Here is a 21,215-nt window from a genome sequence, read left to right as displayed (position 1 = left end):
GATAATACAAACTATTGTTTATTTACGTGTTCTTTAGTTCTTCTGTCGGGTTATCGCTTGAAGAAGCATTTCCCTCTTCATTATCCAGTGGCTCGTTCAACGCCTCTTCTGCGTCAGCGGCAGAATCAGCTTCTGAATTGACCTTGCAGACCGAACCGATGCTGTCATTACGTTTACCTAAATCGATTAAACGGACTCCTTGTGTAGCACGGCCCATGATTCGTACATCTGCCACTCTCAACCGAATCGTAATACCTGACTTATTGATAATCATCAAGTCATTTTCATCAGTCACAGATTTTATGGCCACTAATTTACCGGTTTTTTCGGTAATATTCAAAGTCTTTACACCTTTTCCGCCACGATTGGTCTTACGATAATCTTCAATGTCGGAACGCTTGCCATATCCATGCTCAGAAATGACCATTATCGTTTCTTTCTGTGGGTCTTTGATACAAATCATTCCTGCTACTTCATCTTGTCCGTCCTCGTCAAGGGTAATGCCTCTCACACCTGTAGCAGTACGTCCCATCTCACGTACAGCTGTTTCATTAAACCGGATGGCACGTCCGTTACGGTTGGCTATGACGACTTCATTGCTTCCGTTGGTCATACGCACTTCGATAACGCGGTCGTCTTCACGGATGGTGATAGCATTCACACCGTTTTGCCGCGGACGCGAATATTGTTCGAGCAATGTTTTCTTGATGACTCCCTTCTTGGTGCAGAACAATACGTAATGACTGTTGACAAATTCGGTGTCGTTTAAATTTTTCACACGCAAATATGCGGTAACCGTATCATCCGAATCAATATTCAACAAATTCTGAATAGCACGCCCTTTTGAAGTTTTGTTGCCTTCGGGAATTTCGTATGCCTTCAGCCAATAGCACTTTCCTTTTTGAGTAAAGAACAACAAAGTATTGTGCATCGTGGCCGGATAAATATGTTCGATAAAGTCTTCATCACGTGTCTCGCTTCCTTTTGCTCCTACTCCTCCACGATGTTGCGTGCGGAAGTCGGCGAGCGGTGTACGTTTGATATATCCCATGTGTGAAATTGTAATTACCACTTCATCATCGGCATAAAAATCTTCCGGATTGAATTCTTCAGACGAATAGACAATTTCCGAACGGCGCTTATCCCCATATTTTTCTTTCACCTCAATCAGTTCGTCCTTGATGACTTTCTTGCATAACTCATCATTCGACAGGATTTCCTCGAAATAAGCGATCTGCTTCATCAGTTCTTCATATTCGGCGTGCAGCTGTTCCTGAAGCAATCCGGTCAATTGACGAAGACGCATTTCCACAATGGCACGTGCTTGCACTTCACTCAACTGGAAACGGTCCATCAGATTGGTTATAGCTTCATTGGGAGTTTTAGCAGCACGAATGATACGAATCACCTCATCTATATTATCGGAAGCGATGATAAGACCTTCCAGGATATGCGCACGTTCTTTTGCTTTACGCAAATCGAATCTGGTCCGACGGATGACAACTTCGTGACGATGCTCCACAAACAGACGAATCAAATCCTTCAAACTTAACAAACGGGGACGGCCATGTACCAATGCAATGTTGTTTACATTAAACGAACTTTGCAAATCGGTCATTTTAAACAATTTGTTTAAAACGACATTTGCATTGGCATCACGTTTTACATCAATCACGATACGCATTCCTTCGCGATCGGTTTCATCATTAATATAAGAAATGCCGTCCAGTTTCTTTTCGTTGACCAGCGAGGCTATCTTTTCGATTAACTCTTTTTTGTTTACATTGTACGGAATTTCTCTGACAACGATTTTATCGTGCGTCGGATGTGACTCTATTTCCGCCTTGGCACGCATCACAATCCGTCCACGACCTGTTTCATACGCTTCACGGACACCGCTTATACCATATATATATCCTCCTGTCGGGAAATCAGGCCCTTTAATGTATTTCATCAGACCGTCGACATCAATATCATTGTCATCGATGTATGCCACACAGGCATCGATCACTTCCGACAGGTTATGAGTCGGCATATTCGTTGCCATACCTACGGCAATACCCGATGCACCATTTACGAGCAAATTGGGAATACGTGTAGGCATAACGGTAGGCTCTTGTAACGTATCGTCAAAGTTATTGGTGAAATCAACAGTTTCTTTATACAAATCCTGCATCATCTCCTCCCCTATTTTTTTCAGGCGGGCTTCAGTATAACGCATGGCTGCAGGACTATCACCATCAACAGAGCCGAAATTTCCCTGTCCGTCTACCAGCGGATAACGCATGGCCCAGTCTTGAGCCATGCGCACCAATGCACCATAAACGGAAGAATCGCCATGTGGGTGATACTTACCCAACACCTCACCTACGATTCTGGCAGCTTTTTTATAAGGTTTGTCTGATGTATTGCCCAATTCCATCATTCCATAAAGGATACGGCGATGAACAGGCTTAAATCCATCTCTCACATCAGGGAGGGCACGCGCTACGATTACCGACATAGAGTAATCGATATACGACTTTTTCATTTCCTCCTCAATGTTGATTTTTATGATTCTGTCTTGTTCTTGCATTGAAACAAATTAAAAATTAATATTACTTTTTCATCCGTTAAAAATCACGCTAAATTACGACTTTTTGTTGAATTGGCAAAACAAAATCGTCAAGTTTTAGAAAATGCATTGAAAACAAACCGCTTATACAAGCAATGGATGGCACAAAAAACGTCATCGGCACTCATCATCTGACACGTTTGTCACGAAGATATATCCGTCCGGCCACGAAAATAGCTTCACAAGCGGAAGAATATATATTAGATGGCCAAAGGAAGTATGTGCTTGCATAATTGCAAGGCATAAGCACAAGTGTGGCACAGATTTTGTAAAATAAACAAGGAAAAGCAAGATTATATATAAATATAATGTTATCTTTGCAAAGACATGATATACTAACAACTATTCCGAAAGGGAGGAAAAGAGACTTTATGAATAACCAATTTACACAACGGGTTTCTGACGTTATCCAATACAGCAAAGAAGAGGCCAACAGACTGAGAAATACCTGCATCGCCCCCGAGCATCTGCTTCTAGGACTGATAAGGGAAGGGGAAGGGAAAGCTGTACACATCTTGGAAAGCTTATATGTCAACCTTCAGAAAGTAAAAGAAACACTGGAAGAAGAATTGCGCATGTACTCGGATATGTCAGATACTTACTCTGATAATATCACGTTCAACAATCAGGCATCTAAGATATTAAAGATGAGCATACTGGAAGCCCGTTTTTTAAAATCCCAAATTGCCGATACCGAACACATGTTGCTGGCAATTATGAAAGAAGACCACAATAAAGCATCTCAGACATTGGAAGAAAACGAAGTAACTTACCAGAAAATACTAGACAAACTAGTACCAAAGACTGAACCGCAAAGCGGATTGGACTTCGGAGAAGAAGAAGACGAAGAAGATGAAAACATCCGGCACCAAAGTTCTAATAGCGGACGCGCATCTTACCCTTCTGATTCTCAAAAGACAACACAAACCAGACAGCAAAAACCGGACAATAACACACCGGTTCTGGACTCTTTTGGCACAGATATGACTCAACTGGCCGCAGAAGGAAAGCTGGACCCCGTCGTTGGACGTGAAAAAGAAATCGAACGGCTGGCACAGATTCTGAGCAGACGCAAGAAAAACAATCCGATTTTAATAGGCGAACCAGGTGTAGGCAAATCAGCCATTGTAGAAGGGCTTGCCCTGCGCATCATAGAAAAAAAAGTGTCGCGCATCTTGTTTGGGAAACGGGTCGTGGCTCTTGACATGACTGCCATTGTGGCAGGCACCAAATACCGCGGACAATTCGAGGAACGCATCCGTGCTATTTTGAATGAACTGAAAAAAAACACAAATGTAATTTTGTTTATAGACGAAATACACAACATCGTGGGAGCCGGTTCGGCAGCCGGATCAATGGATGCAGCCAATATGCTAAAACCCGCGTTGGCACGTGGTGAGATTCAATGCATTGGAGCTACGACACTGGATGAATACCGGCAGAATATTGAAAAAGACGGTGCTTTAGAACGTCGTTTCCAAAAAGTGCTGGTAGAGCCTACCACTCCTGAAGAGACGCTTCAGATTCTGCGTAATATTAAGGATAAATACGAAGAGCATCACAACGTAACATATACAGAAGCCGCATTGGAAGCCTGCGTCAAACTGACAGAGCGTTACATTACCGACCGAAACTTCCCGGACAAGGCTATCGATGCCTTGGATGAAGCAGGATCGCGTGTACATCTGACCAACATTACGGTACCAAAAGAAATCGAGAACCAAGAGAAGATGATAGATGAAGCACGGATGCACAAAACCGAAGCAGTGCGAATGCAAGATTTTGAATTGGCTGCAAGTTTTCGTGACCGTGAAAAATCATTGTCCGAAGAACTGGAAACAATGAAAGCGCGGTGGGAAGAAAGTTTACGTGAAAACCGGGAGAAAGTCGATGATAAACAAATCGCAGACGTCGTTTCTATGATGTCGGGTGTCCCCGTGCAACGCATGGCACATGCCGAAGGCAATAAGCTGAGAGGCATGAAAGATGAATTGCTTTCAAAGGTCATTGCGCAAGACAAAGCTGTAGAAACATTGGTGAAAGCCATCCAACGTAGCCGCATGGGACTGAAAGACCCCAACAAGCCAATCGGTACTTTCTTATTCCTAGGACCGACCGGCGTAGGCAAGACTCATCTGGCAAAAGAATTGGCAAAAGAAATGTTCGGATCGGCTGATGCGCTCATCCGGATTGACATGAGCGAATATATGGAGAAATTTACAGTATCACGTTTGGTTGGAGCCCCTCCGGGCTATGTCGGTTATGAAGAAGGAGGACAGCTGACAGAAAAGGTACGCCGTAAACCCTACTCCATCGTTTTGCTTGATGAGATAGAAAAGGCACATCCTGATGTATACAATTTACTGCTACAAGTAATGGATGAGGGAAGACTGACAGATAGCTACGGCCGGACTGTTGATTTCAAAAACACGGTCCTTATCATGACCTCAAATATCGGCACACGGCAGTTAAAGGAATTTGGCAAAGGCATTGGTTTTGCAGCCCAGACCCGCAATGACCAGGATGACAAAGAATATTCGCGCAGCGTTATCACCAAAGCCTTAAACAAATCATTCGCCCCCGAATTCATTAACAGGTTAGATGAAATTATTATGTTCGACCAATTAGACCTGAATGCTTTGCAGAAGATTATCGACATCGAATTGAAAGGTTTGTATAGCCGAATGGAAAACCTTGGATATAAGCTGGAAATCACCGATGATGCCAAACGGTTTGTAGCATCAAAGGGATATGACGTTCAATTCGGAGCACGTCCGCTGAAGCGTTCTATACAAAACAACCTGGAAGATGGAATAGCCGAATTACTGCTAAACCAAGAAACGCAGACGGGGGATACCATTCGGGTAAGCACAGAAGCTGATAATAAAGCACTGAAAATCGAGCTTGTCCGGCCATAAGCATCAGAGCAAGAAAACAAGAATACAGACAAAATGTCAGACGGATGCCGTCTGGCATTTTTTTTGTCAGTACTGAAATGGATTTTTGATTATCATTAAAACTATAATTATATGCAAAAAGGTAATATTGGGGTTACAACAGAGAACATATTCCCCATCATCAAAAAGTTCCTGTACAGCGATCACGAAATTTTCCTGCGTGAACTGGTGTCGAATGCTGTTGATGCTACTCAAAAGCTGAAGACGTTAGCTGCTACAGGCGATTTCAAAGGAGAATTGGGTGACTTGACCATTCATGTCAGTGTGAATAAGGAGCAAGGTACCATCACCATTTCCGACCGTGGATTGGGACTGACTGCCGAAGAAATCGACAAATACATCAACCAGATTGCTTTTTCGGGAGCCAACGATTTTCTTGAAAAATACAAAAACGACGCAAATGCCATCATCGGACATTTCGGGTTAGGTTTCTATTCAGCCTTTATGGTTGCCAAAAAAGTTGAACTCATTACCCGTTCTTATAAAGAAAATGCCCAGTCTGTAAAATGGACATGCGATGGAAGTCCAGAGTTCACACTGGAAGATGCCGAACGGAATGACCGGGGTACCGACATTATTTTACACATTGATGATGACTGCAAGGAGTTTATCGAGGAATCACGCATTCAAAGCCTGCTGACCAAGTACTGTCGTTTCTTGCCTGTTCCGGTAGCTTTCGGAAAGAAAAAAGAGTGGAAAGACGGCAAACAGGTAGATACAGAAGAAGACAATGTCATCAATGACACTTGTCCTATTTGGACCAAGAAGCCAAGCGAATTGAAAGACGAAGATTATAAGAAATTCTACCGCGACTTGTATCCAATGTCAGACGAGCCACTATTCTGGATTCATCTGAACGTAGACTATCCGTTTAACCTGACCGGTGTGCTGTATTTCCCGAAAATTAAAAGCAACATCGAGTTGCAACGGAACAAAATCCAACTCTATTGCAACCAAGTATACGTAACCGACTCTGTAGAAGGAATCGTTCCTGACTTCCTGACCTTACTGCATGGCGTAATCGATTCACCGGACATCCCGTTAAACGTATCACGCTCGTACTTGCAAAGCGATTCGAACGTGAAAAAGATTTCTACGTATATCACAAAGAAAGTAGCCGACCGTCTACAGTCTATCTTCAAAAACGACCGCAAAGAATTTGAAGAAAAATGGGACGATTTGAAAATCTTCATCAATTATGGTATGCTGACGCAAGAAGATTTCTATGAAAAGGCAAACAAGTTTGCCCTCTTCAAAGATACGGAAGGCAAGTACTACACATTCGACGAATACCAGACATTGATAAAAGACAACCAGACCGACAAAGAAGGCAACCTGATATACTTATATGCTAACAATATCGACGAACAATATACGTATGTCGATACAGCTAAAAACAAGGGCTACAGCGTATTGTTACTTGACGGACAACTGGATGTCCCGATGGTCAACATGTTGGAACAGAAACTTGAAAAAAGTCGTTTCACACGTGTAGATAGTGACGTGATTGACCGTCTGATTGTAAAAGAAGACCAAAAAGGAGAAGCATTAGCAGAAGACAAACGGCAGATATTGGCCACAGTATTCAACGGACAACTGCCCAAACTGCAAAAAACCGAGTTCCATGTAGAGACTCAACCCATGGGCGAAACTGCCGCTCCGATTGTCATCACACAATCAGAATACATGCGCCGTATGAAAGAAATGGCAAACATCCAGCCGGGCATGAGCTTTTACGGTGAAATGCCGGATATGTTCAATCTGGTTCTGAATAGCGACCATAAACTCATCAAACAAGTTTTGAATGACACAGAATCGGCTTGTGCCGAACAACTGGTTCCTGTAGAAGGTGAAATCGCCACATTGAAATTGCGTGAAGGAGAACTCCGTAAGGCTCACGAAGGCAAGAAAGACGAGGAAATCCCGACAGCAGAAAAAGATGAATTGAAAGATATCGACAAGAAACTGGACGAAAAGAAACAAGAAAAAGACAGCATTATCAACCGGTATGCAACAGATAACAAGATTGTTCACCAACTTATCGACTTGGCTTTGTTGCAAAACGGAATGCTGAAAGGCGAAGCGTTAACGAACTTCGTGAAACGTAGCGTTGAATTGATTTAAAGATGTTTCCATCAAATTCGATATTCTTCTTTTAAGAAAAATCGCCCTACACATACATCTTTATATGTGTAGGGCGCATTTTTTATTGCAATTGCGTGCCATCGAATCCGATTTTCACGTAAATATCATTCGGTTCATTTTCAATTTCCACATCAAAATAGTCACCGTTAATACCGCCTGGCATATCTACGCGGTCAACATCTTCTACCTGTCTTCCTCCTGCAATATTACTAATGGTTTCACGTACAGCTTGCGGAATGACATCAGTAGCCGATGGATTGAAGTAATAATTTTCCACATTAAATTCTGTACGAAGCCATTCTCCTTCCTGCGAATACCAGGCTTCCGCCTGCGTATTCAAGTCAAGTTCCCATTCTGCCACTGTCCCATTGAAAAAGAAATCTGCCTTGTAATTTCCCCATTCAGCCTCCCATTCTACCCACTGTACATTGGGATATTGGCTTTGGAAGTTTTGCTGTACGGTTTGAGGAATATCCGACATTTTCAAATCATCGTCATCATCACAACTCTGAAACACGAATGCACCTGCAACAGCTAAAGCAGGCAACACATAAAATTTCCACTTATTTTTCATATTCTTGCGCTTTTATAAACTGAATTTGTTTTGATACGACAAAATTACCGAAGAATTCTGAAAAGATTCTGAATTCTTTTTCATTTTGCAAAAATAGACGATTTATTTCGGCTTAAAGTTTTTTTTATCTATCTTTGGCTAACCTAAAACAACTATAGATTATACGATGAATAAAATACATTTAATCCTGATATACCTTTTTCTATGCATCTTACCGATGAAGTCACAGAAAATCGGGTTAGTTTTAAGCGGCGGCGGAGCAAAAGGATTGACCCATATAGGTGTCATCCGTGCTTTAGAGGAAAACAATATTCCGATAGATTATGTGACGGGAACTTCGATGGGAGCTATTATAGGGGCACTTTATGCCATGGGTTACTCGCCCGATGACATGGAAAAATTATTGAAATCGGATGATTTCAAACGTTGGTATACGGGAGGAATGGAAGAAAAATACATATATTATTTCAAGAAAAATCCTCCAACCCCTGAATTTATTAATGTACGGGTTTCACTCAAAAATCCCCTTCACAAAGTAAAAGCCCAGTTTTTGCCTTCCAGTGTGGTTGATCCGCTGCAAATGAATTTAGCCTTCCTTCAACTCTTCGGTCAGGCCACAGCATCGTGTCACGGAGATTTCAATCAATTATTTATTCCCTTTCGTTGTGTGGCTTCGGATGTGTATAACAAACGTCCCATTATTTTCAGCAAAGGAGATTTAGGCGATGCCGTGCGTGCCTCAATGAGTTTCCCCGCCATGTTCAAACCCATCGAAATCGATTCTGTATTGGCATACGATGGAGGTATTTATAACAATTTCCCAACCAATGTCATGATGGATGACTTCCATCCTGACATTATGATAGGCAGTGTGGTTAGCTCTAATCCGGGAAAACCGAAAGAAGGAGACTTGATGGGACAATTGGAAAACATGATTATGCAAAAAACAGATTATTCCATCCCCGATTCGCTGGGCATTTTAATGACATTTAAATATACCGATGTCAACTTGATGGATTTTGACCGTTTTGATGAGTTGCACGATATTGGTTATAACCGGACTATCCAACTGATGGATTCGATAAAAATGCGTATATCACGCCGCATCAATTATCGCCAGTTGGAACGGGAGCGCATTGCCTATAAAAACCGGATGCCTGAATTTCGCTTCCGCCGGATAGAAATCGACGGTGCCAATGAACAGCAAAAACGTTATATCCGCAAAGAGTTTCATTCTTCAGACAAGGAGGTGTTTACACTGGAAGATTTGCGAAAGGGATATTTCCGGCTGATGACCGATAACATGATTTCCGAAATTATCCCCCATGCCATATATAATGCCTCTGATCACACATTCGACCTGCACCTGAAAGTGAAAATAGAAGACGACCTTACCCTTCGTGCAGGGGGCAACGTAGGCTCAAACGGTTCTAACCAGATTTATGTAGGTGCTACTTATCAAAATTTGAACAACTATTCGAAAGAAGTATCTCTGGATGCACAGTTGGGACAGATATACAACAACCTGCAAGTATCGGGACGGATTGACTTGCCTTCTCACCTGCCGACATCTGTCAGACTGATAGGTTCGCTTTCTTCTTTCGATTATTTCAAGCAGGAAAAGCTATTTACAAAAGGCAATTCACCTGTATTCAGCAAGAAACGTGAAAAGTTTGTGAAACTATTGGTGTCAATGCCTTTTCTTACACGGCAAAAGGTAGAATTCGGCATTGGATTGGGTGATTTACAAGATGAATATTTCCAAAAGAACGTCATTGATTTCAACAATGACCTGAATGATAAAAGTCATTATATGATTTTTGGCGGCTCGGTAGCACTTGAAGGAAACACATTAAATAGCCGCCAGTATGCTACAGCCGGACGGCGCGAACGTCTTGTTGCAAACATTTATACTGGCCGCGAACGCTACGAGGCAGGTTCTAGTGTAGATCCCTATAATGGAGACTATAAATACGAACAATCCTGGCTACAATTGTCGTATAAAATGGAACGTTATTATGCGCTATCGCCTAAATTTATATTAGGCAACTACATCCATGCCTATTATTCGTCACGAAACTTCAGCCATAATTATACAGCCACCCTAATGCAAGCAGGAGAATTTTCCCCCACCGCCCACAGCAAAATCACCTACAACGAAGCATTTCGCGCCAATCAGTTCATCGGAGCGGGTATTATGCCCATCTATCAGTTTACGCCAGTATTCCATGCACGGGCAGAACTGTATGGATTTGCGCCAATCTTCCCGATACTCCGTGACGACCAGTCCCAAGCATATTATGGGAAATTATTCAGCCGAATAGAATATCTGGGGGAAATTTCTTTAGTAGTGAAACTACCCTTCGGTTCCATCAGTGCTTACGTAAATCATTATAGTTCACCGACTAAAAATTGGAATTTCGGTCTTACATTGGGTTGGCAGATATTCAATACACGATTCATAGAATAAAAAAACAGAAAAAAAATCGCTTCAAAATTTGCATATTATCCAAGAAGTATATACCTTTGCACCCGTCAAACAAAAAGAGATGGCCGCGTAGCTCAACTGAATAGAGTAGCTGACTACGGATCAGCCGGTTACAGGTTTGAATCCTGTCGCGGTCACACTCTCAAGAACGACACGTGAAAGAATGGTCGCGTAGCTCAACTGAATAGAGTAGCTGACTACGGATCAGCCGGTTACAGGTTTGAATCCTGTCGCGATCACACTTCATGATAAATAGAATTTCCAATGATGGCCGCGTAGCTCAACTGAATAGAGTAGCTGACTACGGATCAGCCGGTTACAGGTTTGAATCCTGTCGCGGTCACACAAAAATCCATCTTCTTTCAGGAGATGGATTTTTTGTGCACCCCCACCCTTGTTCAATTCTAGCCAAACCTGACACCGAGCCACTCAAACGAACATAAGTGATACGACTGACTCACTTATGTGAAACACCCGGGTTACTTATGTGAAACAGCCGACTCACCTATGTTCATCAAAAGACCTACTTGAATTGTTGTCTTTTCATAATCTCACATTTTATACCAAGCTACAGATATCCACATAACAAAAAAGAGCAATCTTTCACTATAACCTGTCGGTTATCAGTTTATAAGATTACTCTTCTACAGGTACACCCTCAGGGATTCGAACCCTGGACCCACTGATTAAGAGTCAGTTGCTCTACCAACTGAGCTAAGAGTGCGTTTCTTTCTCGTTTGCGGGTGCAAATGTACGACCTTTATTTGAATCTGCCAAACAATCACACACATTTTTTTCAAGAAAACTATATTTTCATCAAAAAGTATGTTTTTACATTCCATTTTTTACTTTTCATGCATGCATAATCACACTCATTATTTATCTTTGCATAATAAAAAAACAAAAACGTACATGCAGACAAGTGATAGTGTTGTAATCATACCAACTTACAACGAAAAAGAAAACATTGAAAACATTATTCGTGCAGTATTTACTTTAGAAAAATGTTTCCATATTCTTATCATCGATGACAATTCACCCGATGGTACAGCAAAGATTGTACACACACTCCAAAAAGAATTTCCAGATCGTCTTTTCATCATTGAACGAAAAGGGAAATTAGGTTTAGGTACTGCCTACATAACTGGATTTAAATGGGCCATAGCACATCAATACGACTACATATTCGAAATGGATGCAGACTTCAGTCACAGCCCGAATGATTTGCCACGCTTATATCAAGCATGTCATACCGAAGGATTCGACATTGCCATTGGTTCGCGGTATATCAGTGGAGTCAATGTGGTTAACTGGCCCATGGGAAGAGTGCTCATGTCATACTTCGCATCCAAATACGTAAGAATTGTAACCGGACTTCCGATTCACGACACGACTGCCGGATTCAAGTGTTACCGCCGGCATGCACTAGAAACCATTCCACTCGATAAAATACGTTTTAAAGGATACGCATTCCAAATTGAAATGAAATTTACAGCGTATAAATGCGGGTGTAAAATCAAAGAAGTGCCTGTCATTTTCGTCAATCGCGAATTAGGGACTTCAAAGATGAACAGCAGTATATTTGGTGAGGCTGTATTCGGAGTTATCCGTTTAAAATGGGACAGTCTGTTTAAGTCTTATCCCCAAATTTAAGAAGCTGTTTTGAATTTATCGTGCGATGATTTGGGATGAGTTTTTGAGGCATTTTCGCTTCTGTGATGAGGAAGATAGCGGGCTATCTGACGAAGAACAGGAGCGGAAAGGACCAAAAAATCGCCCAAAGCACACACGAAAACGGATACATCAAGCCAAGAAAAACTTTTTGGAGAAATTCAAAACAGCTTCTAAACGTTCATATATTTCCCAGTAAAGAAACATTCATCTGTGATTTTTTACTGGAAAGATACAGGCTCTTCATTTGAGAAACCTTTAATAAAAATATAAATATTATGCGGATTTGTATCAAAAATGCAACCATCGTAAACGAAGGAGAAAAATACGTTGGTACGGTCATTGTTGAAGATGAATTGATTTATGCGGTAATAAAAGGCAATCCTGAACCCCAAACAAAATGTGACAGAGTCATCGATGCCAACGGATATTACCTGATTCCGGGAGTTATTGACGACCATGTACATTTTCGCGAACCCGGTCTGACACATAAGGCTGATATAGCTACAGAAAGTTCTGCAGCTGCAGCAGGAGGTGTCACTTCTTTCATGGATATGCCCAACTGCAAGCCTCAGACCGTCACAATCGAAGCGTTAGAAGAAAAATTCAACCTTGCTTCACAAAAAAGCATTGTCAATTATTCTTTCTACTTTGGGGCAACCAATGACAACACTGATTTGTTTTCCCAATTAGACAAGACACGCGTATGTGGCATAAAACTCTTTATGGGAGCCAGCACAGGCAATATGCTGGTAGAAAAAAGAGAGTCATTGAAACGAATATTTCAAGCTGCTCCCATCTTAATCGCCACACATTGTGAGAATCCTGAAATCATTGAATGGAACACGGAACTTGCCAAAATGAAATTTGGAGAAGATCCCGACATCAAATACCATTCCCGTATCAGAAGCGAAGCAGCGTGTTGGGAATCGACGAAAGAAGCAGTACTTCTGGCACAAGAAACAGGAGCAAGGCTACATGTACTCCATCTCAGCACTGCCCGCGAGTTGAGCTTGTTTACGGACCTTCCGGTTTCGCAGAAACAAATAACGTCAGAAGCATGTGTTTCACATTTGATGTTCTGCGAAGACGATTACGGCAATTATGGGGCACGCATCAAATGTAATCCGAGTGTCAAGACATCCAAGGATCGTGAAGCTTTGCACCGGGCCTTACACACAAACCTTATTGATGTCATAGCGACAGACCATGCCCCTCATCTGCTTTCGGAAAAAGAAGGGGGAGCACTAAAAGCAGCCTCCGGCATGCCATCCATCCAATTTTCACTGAATTGCATGATGGAATTGGTAAGACAAGGTATATTCACTATAGAACAAATGGTAAATAAAATGTGCCATACACCTGCTGATTTGTTCCAGATAGACAAACGAGGTTACATCCGCCCGGGCTATAAAGCCGATTTGGTTATCCTGAATCCGGAAGCAGAATGGACTGTTACCAAAGACTGCATATTGAGCAAATGCGGGTGGAGTCCGTATGAAGGCCAAACTTTCCATACAAAAGTGGAAAAGACATTTGTCAACGGGAATTTAGTATATACCGATGGACAAGTAAATGAAGCATATCGAGGAGAACCACTCCGTTTTAACCGATAAAAAAACGTATGAAAATTGCAAATACCACTGTCAGCTATACAATCCAGGATTTAGCCGGTTATATCAACTGGATCTATTTTTTCCATGCGTGGGGATTCCAGCCTCGGTTTGCTGCAATAGCAGACATAGCTGGATGTGACACCTGCCAGACGAGATGGGCGGCAAATTTTCCACAAACAGATACAGCTAAAGCTACCGAAGCCATACTTCTGTATAACGAAGCCCAACGCCTGCTGAGACACATGGATGAAAAGTGCAAGATACAGGCAATATACAGGCTCATGGATGCCAATGCTGATGGTGATGATTTATTACTAGACGGAACCAGGTTCCCTCTGCTCCGTCAACAGACACGGATACATCCCAACGCTCCATTTCTCTGTTTAAGCGATTTTGTACGTCCATTGTCACAAGGAATTGTCGATACGGTGGGGGCATTTGCCACCACCGTTGATAATACTTTTGAAAAAAGCTACGCAAACGATACCTATCAGCACTTGCTTGTACAGACCTTAAACGAGCGTCTGGCTGAAGCTGCTGCTGAAAAACTACACGAAACCATTCGGAAAGAAATTTGGGGATATGCCAAAGACGAACATTTGACCCACAAGCAACTGCTGAATGGAGAATATCAAGGTATCCGCCCGGCAGTAGGCTATCCTTCACTTCCAGACCTATCGGTAACGTTTTTACTTAACACGCTGATTGACATGAACAAAATCGGCATCCATCTTACCGAAAACGGCATGATGCGACCACATGCATCGGTATGTGGACTGATGTTCGCGCATCCACAATCACACTATTTTTCCATAGGAAAAATCGACGAACACCAATTGGCTGATTACGCGACACGACGAGGCATGGACAGCAATTATTTACGCAAATTTTTAACCGCCAATTTATAACAACATCCCGACTGATATGATTATATTACGCATTTCATTATTCTTCTTAATCTTGCTGTTATTGCCCGATTGGTATATTTACAGATTCCATATCAAGTATTGCGCAAAACAATGGATAAGAAAACTCTGGTGGATGCCAAGCATCTGTTTGCTGCTAGCCCTGCTTGTTTTTGTTTCTTTCCGCGACTCTTTTCAGCATGCTTTCGGCATTTACCTGATTGTAGCATTATGCATAGCTGTTCCCAAAATGGTATTCATGCTGTGCGACTTACTGATTTATCTTTGTAAAAAGTCTGTTCAATGCTTCATCAAGAAGCCGATGCCATTATCCATCGTACATTTATACAGACTTGCAAGAATCTGTATCCCGTCATCAGCAGCACTTATTACCTGCATTTACATCGTATTCGGGGCTGCTTTCGGAAAAGAGTTTTTCCAAGTCAACAAAGTCACTTTCATATCTCCCGACCTCCCCGATGCTTTTAACGGCTATCGGATCTTACAATTATCCGATATTCATACAGGAAGTTGGGACGACCATGGTGAAGCCTTGCAACGTGCCGTGACATTATGCAATGCCCAATATCCAGACCTGGTCGCCTTTACCGGTGATTTGGTAAATAGCCGTGCTGACGAGATGAAACCTTTTATGACTATTCTATCTCAGTTACATGCCAAAGACGGAGTATATGCCGTGCTGGGCAACCACGATTATGCCACATACACACATTGGGACAGTGAAGCTGAGCGCCTGGCAAATATCGACACCCTCATTTGCAGAGAAAAACAAATGGGATGGGAGGTACTGATGAATGAACATCGCATCTTGTATAGAGGCAATGACTCCATTGCAATAGCAGGTGTCGAGAACAGTGGGAACCCTCCCTTTCCTAATCGGGGGAATCTTCCTAAAGCATTACAGCATACCGATGGAATGTTCAAAATTTTGCTCAGTCACGATCCCACACACTGGAAACGCAATGTTTTGCCCGAAACAGATGTCCAGCTCATGCTTGCCGGTCATACTCATGACATGCAGGTTAATCTGTTCGGATTTTCCTTCTCCAAATTTGTCTATCCGGAACATCGGGGCATGTATCTGGAAAACGGACGCGGCCTTTATGTCAATGTAGGCCTGGGCTTCGTCATGTTCCCCATGCGCCTTGGTGCATGGCCTGAAATAACGGTCATTACCCTCAAAAACAGACAATAAAATAAAAAGATTACAGACACAAAAAACGATACCGGAACACATTCAACCTAAAAAGATTTATAAACTTAAAAATCATAAACATGAGACTCATTTACATCATCTACCAAATCTGCATTGGATTACCGATTTTCGTAGTAGCCACTATCCTGACAGCCCTAACCACAATGCTAGGATGCTGGTTAGGAAACGGACATTTTTGGGGATATTACCCCGGAAAACTTTGGTCACAACTAACCTGTTTTCTGTTTTTGCTCCCCGTAAAAGTAGAAGGACATGAGGTACTGGACAAAAACACCTCGTATGTCTTTGTAGCCAATCATCAAGGAGCATTCGATATATTCCTGATTTATGGATTCTTGGGACGTAACTTTAAATGGATGATGAAAAAAAGCTTACGGAAAATACCATTTGTCGGGAAAGCATGTGAATCAGCCGGCTTTATCTTCGTCGACAAATCCAGTCCGAGAAAGATATACGAAACCATCAAACAAGCAGAAAAAGTGCTACAGGGAGGAACGTCATTGATGGTCTTCCCGGAAGGAGCCCGCACCTATACCGGAAAGATGAATGCTTTCAAGAAAGGAGCTTTCTTCATTGCCGACCAGTTACAAATGCCTGTCGTTCCGATGACTATCAACGGTTCTTTCCAGATTCTGCCACGTACAGGCAAATTGCTCTCCTGGCATCCTATGAAGCTCACCATACACACACCAATCTATCCTATCGGCAAAAAAGGAGAAGAAAACTTGCAAATGTTGATGACAGAATCGTATAAAGAAATAGAAAAAGACTTAAAGTAAGAAGCTGTTTTGAATTTATCGTGCGATGATTTGGGATGAGTTTTTGAGGCATTTTCGCTTCTGTGATGAGGAAGATAGCGGGCTATCTGACGAAGAACAGGAGCGAAAAGGACCAAAAAATCGCCCAAAGCACACACGAAAACAGATACATCAAGCCAAGAAAAACTTTTTGGAGAAATTCAAAACAGCTTCTAAGACGCAGACAAGAAATATCTCCTGTAAAGGTGCGTTTTTATTGTCTATGAAAAAACATACGGCCGTACAAAAACTATACGACCGTATTCAAATCAGATTATATCTGCCGATAGGGCAAACGAATGCACTTCAAGTTATGAATGTCCGTAATAAACCAATTCGACTGAGTTGAAAACGCAGTAGTACTGCATCTGCCGATGAAGTATATATTCAACCGTGAATGCAGTATATATTCATCAGCCGATGAAGTATATATTCATTTTTCAAGGGTATGTATTGACTGTTTACGGACATTCATTTTTCAATTTTTCTCACAGGCGATTGCACAAACAGTTTTCGCCAAACGGTCGGCTTCATCTGCAGTGCGGGCTTCCGAATATACACGGATAATGGGTTCGGTATTGCTCTTACGCAAGTGTACCCACCCGTCAGCAAAATCAATCTTCACCCCATCGATATCGTTTACCTCTTCATTACGGTAAACTTCCTTCACTTTTTCCAAAATAGCATCAATATCAGTATCCGGCGTCAAATCTATACGATTTTTCGCCATATAATAAGTAGGATAAGAAGCACGCAGTTCACTCACCTTCTTGCCTTCATGAGCCAAATGACTTAAGAACAAAGCTATGCCTACCAATGCATCCCTACCATAATGGGCAGGCGGATAGATGACACCGCCGTTACCTTCACCGCCGATTACGGCATGTGTCTCTTTCATTTTTGCTACCACATTCACTTCGCCTACTGCCGAAGCATAATATTTCATCCCGTATTTATCAGTTACATCCCGCAATGCACGAGTCGAACTCAAATTGGATACCGTATTGCCTGGTGTATTCTTCAATACATAATCGGCCACTGTAACTAGCGTATACTCCTCGCCATACATTGTTCCATCTTCACAAATCATAGCCAATCGATCCACATCCGGGTCTACTACAAAAGCCACATCCAATTCTTTTTTCCGCATCAACTGCATGATATCACCTAGATTTTTCTCCAAGGGCTCAGGATTATGCTGGAAAATTCCTGTAGGTTCGCAATACAATTTCTCTACATAATCCACTCCCAAACGCTCCAGCAATTGTGGAAGAATGATACCACCTACCGAATTTACACAATCAATTGCGACACGAAAACCTGCTTCACGGATAGCCTTGCTATCTACTAAAGGCAAAGACAAGACGTGCTCGATATGCTTTTCACCATAACTCAAATCCTCCGTATAGAGCCCTATCGAATCAATATCGGCGTATTCAAAGTCTTCTGCTTCGGCTATGCGGAGCACTTCTTTCCCCTCTTCAGCATTCAAGAACTCACCACGTTCGTTCAACAATTTAAGTGCATTCCACGGTTTCGGATTGTGGCTGGCAGTCAGAATAATTCCACCACAGGCTTTTGCCATCGTCACCGCCAATTCGGTAGTAGGAGTAGAAGCCAATCCTATATCAACGACATCAAAACCCATACCCATCAAAGTGCCACACACCACTTTCCGCACCATCTCACCCGATACACGGGCATCACGTCCCACCACAATGCGATTGCTTTGTAAAGAAGAAATACGACGAATCAGTGTAGCGTATGCAGAAGTAAATTTTACGATATCCAACGGGGTCAGCCCTTCTCCTGCTTTTCCCCCGATAGTTCCCCTGATACCGGAGATTGATTTTATCAAAGTCATCGTTTATTAAGTTTTTGGGTTTATAATTTCTCACCAACATTCAGGCAATGTCTTGGGTTGTCCTCCCTGACAAACGGAACAGACATTACAACATAAGGCGGATGTGCCAAAACAAAAATCAACGTTCATTTTGATAATCCCATTCCATTCTGACACACCTGCCTTCTTATTTACCTAAATTATAAGTAATCTCGTAATAACACGGGTATACATAACGGCTCGCATTTCTAGTCCCTTCAGCGTGAGGAACTATCAGACGTACACGAGCCACATCAGTCGACGAAGATGTACGCGAAGGTTTTACATACCGCAAAGGCAATAACCAGCCCGTCGGAACCGAAGTTGTCTGGTAAATGGAATACATAATATAACTCTGCGTAAAAGCTGCCGAATAAGAATCACCATCAATGGTAAGCTTATATTCTTCGGGATGAAGCATATACATTGGAAGCGACCACGATGAGTTTACTGAATAAAGCGGATAATTGTACAGATTCGTATTACCAGTCAGCGTATCACCCAAACTGAACAGTTCATCACGATCCTGCATCGCAATCTCAAAATAACGGGAAAGTATGGAATACGACCCATCTGCCAAGACAGAAGTACCCTGCCCTTTCTTCACGATATTCATATACACACCGCTTTCATCAAAAAGCACAAACTGATTCTCGTTGGTCATTGTATCTTGGGCATAGAATTCGCTTTCGCTTATTATTTCATAATCGTGCGTACTAATCCATGCATTGATTGCATCAATTTCATCATCTCTCAGTTCAGCATACGTCTTGCTATCGTCACAACTTTGGAATAACAAAGTCCCGATAGCCAATACTGTTACAAACAATCTTATCCTTTTCATTCTTCTTGCTATAAATTTGTGGCGGCAAATTTAATAAAATGGCAGTAATAAACGAAAATTCAAAGAGATTTTATCATTAAATGAAGTGATTTAAACTTATTTCAGAACACGAATATCACATCAGCATAGAAACCGTTGCATGCGAACCGGGTCATTCATTTTCTTGGAGGCATTCCAATGCATTAAAGGGAAGCTGTAGCTTTTCTCTTTTTAAAGCAGAAGGTAAAGACATACGGTCAGCATCAGAAATCCGTAATCTTTGCGTTACAAAAAAACTGCTGCCTGCCAAACACTGATAAAAGCGTTAGCAGACAGCAATAAGTGTTATATCGTTATGCCATTACATCAAATTGTCTGATGGTTGATACAAATCCCCTTCAGATACCATTCATACAAACGATGAATTCCCTCGTCTATCTCCACTTGATGATGCCACCCCAAGATATGAAGCTTCGTTACGTCCGTCAACTTACGCATCGTTCCGTCTGGCTTAGAAGAATCCCAACGCAACTCACCCTTAAAGCCGATTTCTTTTACAATCTTCTCAGCCAGTTCCCGGATGGACAGTTCCTTGCCCGTACCTACATTGATATGACAATTACGGATTTCTGTCTCGCCATTCTTGTAAGTATCTTTAAAATCTACATTCAATAATACGTGTACACTGGCATCTGCCATCTCTTCACTCCACAGGAACTCACGCAAAGGCTTGCCTGTACCCCATAAAGTTACAGCTTCGGGCGTAATGCCAAACTTTGCCAGTTTTCCTAAGATTTCTTCGTCCGTATTATTTCCATTTACTCCTTCTACAGGGCGCAAGTTTATGTCTTTACGCACAGCATCCCACTTGCCTTCATTCAGGCACTTTGCAAGATAGACCTTGCGAATCATTGCCGGAAGCACATGACTGTTTTCCAAGTGAAAGTTGTCATTCGGCCCATAAAGGTTTGTAGGCATAACGGCAATGTAATTCGTACCATATTGCAAGTTGAAACTTTCACACATCTTTAAGCCGGCTATTTTAGCAATGGCATAAGGTTCGTTCGTATATTCCAAAGGAGAAGTGAGCAGCACTTCTTCCTTCATCGGTTGGGGAGCTTCACGCGGATAGATACAGGTACTACCCAAAAACAGAAGCTTCTTGACGCCATGACGAAAGCTTTCACCGATGACATTCTGCTGTATTTGAAGATTCTGGTAAATAAAGTCTGCACGGTAATGCAAGTTCGCCATAATGCCTCCTACATGTGCGGCAGCCAATACTACAGCATCAGGCTGTTCTTCATCGAAAAAACGTTTTACAGCCACTCCATCCAACAGGTCCAGTTCCTTATGACTACACCCTACCAAGTTCATATACCCCCGTTGCTGAAGATTATTCCAAATAGCCGATCCAACTAATCCATGATGTCCGGCAACATATATTTTTGATGATTTGTCCAACATATTCTTTTTTGTTGACAAGCCGACAAAGTATCAGAAAAC

Annotated in this window: 15 protein-coding genes and 4 tRNA genes; 13 read left to right on the top strand and 6 right to left on the bottom strand. The window is 42.1% G+C overall.

The genetic code is table 11. The annotated features are described in order from the left end of the window. Window positions 1–22: 22 nt before the first annotated feature. The gene (gyrA, locus tag B5G04_RS13820; RefSeq protein WP_087248037.1) at window positions 23–2,575 is read right to left on the bottom strand and encodes a DNA gyrase subunit A; all 2,553 of its coding nucleotides are present in this window, start codon (window positions 2,573–2,575) and stop codon (window positions 23–25) included. 410 nt (window positions 2,576–2,985) lie between these two features. Between gyrA and B5G04_RS13815 the strand changes: the two genes are divergently transcribed. Both B5G04_RS13815 and htpG read left to right on the top strand, forming a co-directional pair. Continuing rightward, entirely contained in the window at window positions 2,986–5,532 is a 2,547-nt protein-coding gene (locus B5G04_RS13815; protein WP_087208845.1) for an ATP-dependent Clp protease ATP-binding subunit, read from the top strand. Window positions 5,533–5,643: 111 nt separating this feature from the next. Further along, a complete protein-coding gene (htpG, locus tag B5G04_RS13810) occupies window positions 5,644–7,695 on the top strand; it encodes a molecular chaperone HtpG (RefSeq protein ID WP_087397714.1) in 2,052 nt (683 codons plus the stop codon). Window positions 7,696–7,777: 82 nt separating this feature from the next. Here the strand turns inward: htpG and B5G04_RS13805 are convergent, their stop codons facing one another. Beyond that, on the bottom strand, window positions 7,778–8,290 hold the full coding sequence (locus tag B5G04_RS13805; RefSeq protein WP_022038694.1) for a PepSY-like domain-containing protein: 513 nt from the start codon (window positions 8,288–8,290) through the stop codon (window positions 7,778–7,780). A gap of 166 nt (window positions 8,291–8,456) precedes the next feature. Between B5G04_RS13805 and B5G04_RS13800 the strand changes: the two genes are divergently transcribed. The 4 genes from B5G04_RS13800 to B5G04_RS13785 all read left to right on the top strand — a co-directional run bounded on the left by B5G04_RS13800 (window position 8,457) and on the right by B5G04_RS13785 (window position 11,121). Continuing rightward, window positions 8,457–10,760, top strand: coding sequence for a patatin-like phospholipase family protein (locus B5G04_RS13800; protein ID WP_087397712.1), 2,304 nt, complete (start codon window positions 8,457–8,459; stop codon window positions 10,758–10,760). A gap of 81 nt (window positions 10,761–10,841) precedes the next feature. Next, window positions 10,842–10,915 (top strand) — tRNA-Arg (locus B5G04_RS13795). 28 nt (window positions 10,916–10,943) lie between these two features. Then, window positions 10,944–11,017 (top strand) — tRNA-Arg (locus B5G04_RS13790). A 30-nt stretch (window positions 11,018–11,047) separates the two neighbouring features. After that, window positions 11,048–11,121 (top strand) — tRNA-Arg (locus B5G04_RS13785). A 308-nt stretch (window positions 11,122–11,429) separates the two neighbouring features. Here the strand turns inward: B5G04_RS13785 and B5G04_RS13780 are convergent. Beyond that, window positions 11,430–11,502: transfer RNA gene (locus B5G04_RS13780), tRNA-Lys, on the bottom strand. A 188-nt stretch (window positions 11,503–11,690) separates the two neighbouring features. Here B5G04_RS13780 and B5G04_RS13775 point away from each other — a divergent pair. From B5G04_RS13775 to B5G04_RS19900, 7 genes are all read left to right on the top strand, one after another. Then, window positions 11,691–12,431 carry a polyprenol monophosphomannose synthase gene (locus B5G04_RS13775; protein WP_087208842.1) on the top strand — a complete coding sequence of 247 codons (741 nt, stop codon included), beginning with the start codon at window positions 11,691–11,693 and terminating at the stop codon, window positions 12,429–12,431. Between the two features lie 25 nt (window positions 12,432–12,456). Next, complete coding sequence (locus tag B5G04_RS13770; RefSeq protein ID WP_158098056.1) at window positions 12,457–12,648, top strand: hypothetical protein; 192 nt, start codon at window positions 12,457–12,459, stop codon at window positions 12,646–12,648. A gap of 76 nt (window positions 12,649–12,724) precedes the next feature. Beyond that, entirely contained in the window at window positions 12,725–14,065 is a 1,341-nt protein-coding gene (locus B5G04_RS13765) for a dihydroorotase (RefSeq protein WP_087397710.1), read from the top strand. Between the two features lie 8 nt (window positions 14,066–14,073). Continuing rightward, entirely contained in the window at window positions 14,074–14,973 is a 900-nt protein-coding gene (locus B5G04_RS13760; protein ID WP_087397708.1) for a vitamin B12 dependent-methionine synthase activation domain-containing protein, read from the top strand. Between the two features lie 16 nt (window positions 14,974–14,989). After that, entirely contained in the window at window positions 14,990–16,186 is a 1,197-nt protein-coding gene (locus B5G04_RS13755) for a metallophosphoesterase (RefSeq protein WP_087208832.1), read from the top strand. Window positions 16,187–16,266: 80 nt separating this feature from the next. After that, on the top strand, window positions 16,267–16,986 hold the full coding sequence (locus B5G04_RS13750) for a lysophospholipid acyltransferase family protein (RefSeq protein WP_022040164.1): 720 nt from the start codon (window positions 16,267–16,269) through the stop codon (window positions 16,984–16,986). Between the two features lie 25 nt (window positions 16,987–17,011). Then, window positions 17,012–17,353: a hypothetical protein gene (locus B5G04_RS19900; protein ID WP_158100106.1), complete on the top strand. Its 342-nt coding sequence runs from the start codon at window positions 17,012–17,014 to the stop codon at window positions 17,351–17,353. 129 nt (window positions 17,354–17,482) lie between these two features. Here the strand turns inward: B5G04_RS19900 and glmM are convergent, their stop codons facing one another. The 3 genes from glmM to B5G04_RS13730 form a co-directional block, all read right to left on the bottom strand. After that, the gene (glmM, locus tag B5G04_RS13740; RefSeq protein WP_022040165.1) at window positions 17,483–18,868 is read right to left on the bottom strand and encodes a phosphoglucosamine mutase; all 1,386 of its coding nucleotides are present in this window, start codon (window positions 18,866–18,868) and stop codon (window positions 17,483–17,485) included. Between the two features lie 166 nt (window positions 18,869–19,034). Continuing rightward, the gene (locus B5G04_RS13735) at window positions 19,035–19,730 is read right to left on the bottom strand and encodes a DUF4827 domain-containing protein (RefSeq protein WP_087397706.1); all 696 of its coding nucleotides are present in this window, start codon (window positions 19,728–19,730) and stop codon (window positions 19,035–19,037) included. Between the two features lie 345 nt (window positions 19,731–20,075). Beyond that, a complete protein-coding gene (locus B5G04_RS13730; protein WP_087397704.1) occupies window positions 20,076–21,176 on the bottom strand; it encodes a GDP-L-fucose synthase in 1,101 nt (366 codons plus the stop codon). Between the last annotated feature and the right edge of the window lie 39 nt (window positions 21,177–21,215).

This window comes from Bacteroides sp. An51A (assembly GCF_002161565.1).
Taxonomy (GTDB): Bacteria; Bacteroidota; Bacteroidia; order Bacteroidales; family Bacteroidaceae; genus Phocaeicola; species Phocaeicola intestinalis.
Note: the sequence above shows the minus strand (reverse complement) of the source record. Positions and strands in the feature narration are given on the sequence as shown.

Coding starts and splice junctions, on each gene's coding strand:
- gyrA (WP_087248037.1), bottom strand. CDS start 2,575: ATGCAAGAACAAGACAGAATCATAAAAATCAACATTGAGGAGGAAATG.
- B5G04_RS13815 (WP_087208845.1), top strand. CDS start 2,986: ATGAATAACCAATTTACACAACGGGTTTCTGACGTTATCCAATACAGC.
- htpG (WP_087397714.1), top strand. CDS start 5,644: ATGCAAAAAGGTAATATTGGGGTTACAACAGAGAACATATTCCCCATC.
- B5G04_RS13805 (WP_022038694.1), bottom strand. CDS start 8,290: ATGAAAAATAAGTGGAAATTTTATGTGTTGCCTGCTTTAGCTGTTGCA.
- B5G04_RS13800 (WP_087397712.1), top strand. CDS start 8,457: ATGAATAAAATACATTTAATCCTGATATACCTTTTTCTATGCATCTTA.
- B5G04_RS13775 (WP_087208842.1), top strand. CDS start 11,691: ATGCAGACAAGTGATAGTGTTGTAATCATACCAACTTACAACGAAAAA.
- B5G04_RS13770 (WP_158098056.1), top strand. CDS start 12,457: ATGATTTGGGATGAGTTTTTGAGGCATTTTCGCTTCTGTGATGAGGAA.
- B5G04_RS13760 (WP_087397708.1), top strand. CDS start 14,074: ATGAAAATTGCAAATACCACTGTCAGCTATACAATCCAGGATTTAGCC.
- B5G04_RS13755 (WP_087208832.1), top strand. CDS start 14,990: ATGATTATATTACGCATTTCATTATTCTTCTTAATCTTGCTGTTATTG.
- B5G04_RS13750 (WP_022040164.1), top strand. CDS start 16,267: ATGAGACTCATTTACATCATCTACCAAATCTGCATTGGATTACCGATT.
- B5G04_RS19900 (WP_158100106.1), top strand. CDS start 17,012: ATGATTTGGGATGAGTTTTTGAGGCATTTTCGCTTCTGTGATGAGGAA.
- glmM (WP_022040165.1), bottom strand. CDS start 18,868: ATGACTTTGATAAAATCAATCTCCGGTATCAGGGGAACTATCGGGGGA.
- B5G04_RS13735 (WP_087397706.1), bottom strand. CDS start 19,730: ATGAAAAGGATAAGATTGTTTGTAACAGTATTGGCTATCGGGACTTTG.
- B5G04_RS13730 (WP_087397704.1), bottom strand. CDS start 21,176: ATGTTGGACAAATCATCAAAAATATATGTTGCCGGACATCATGGATTA.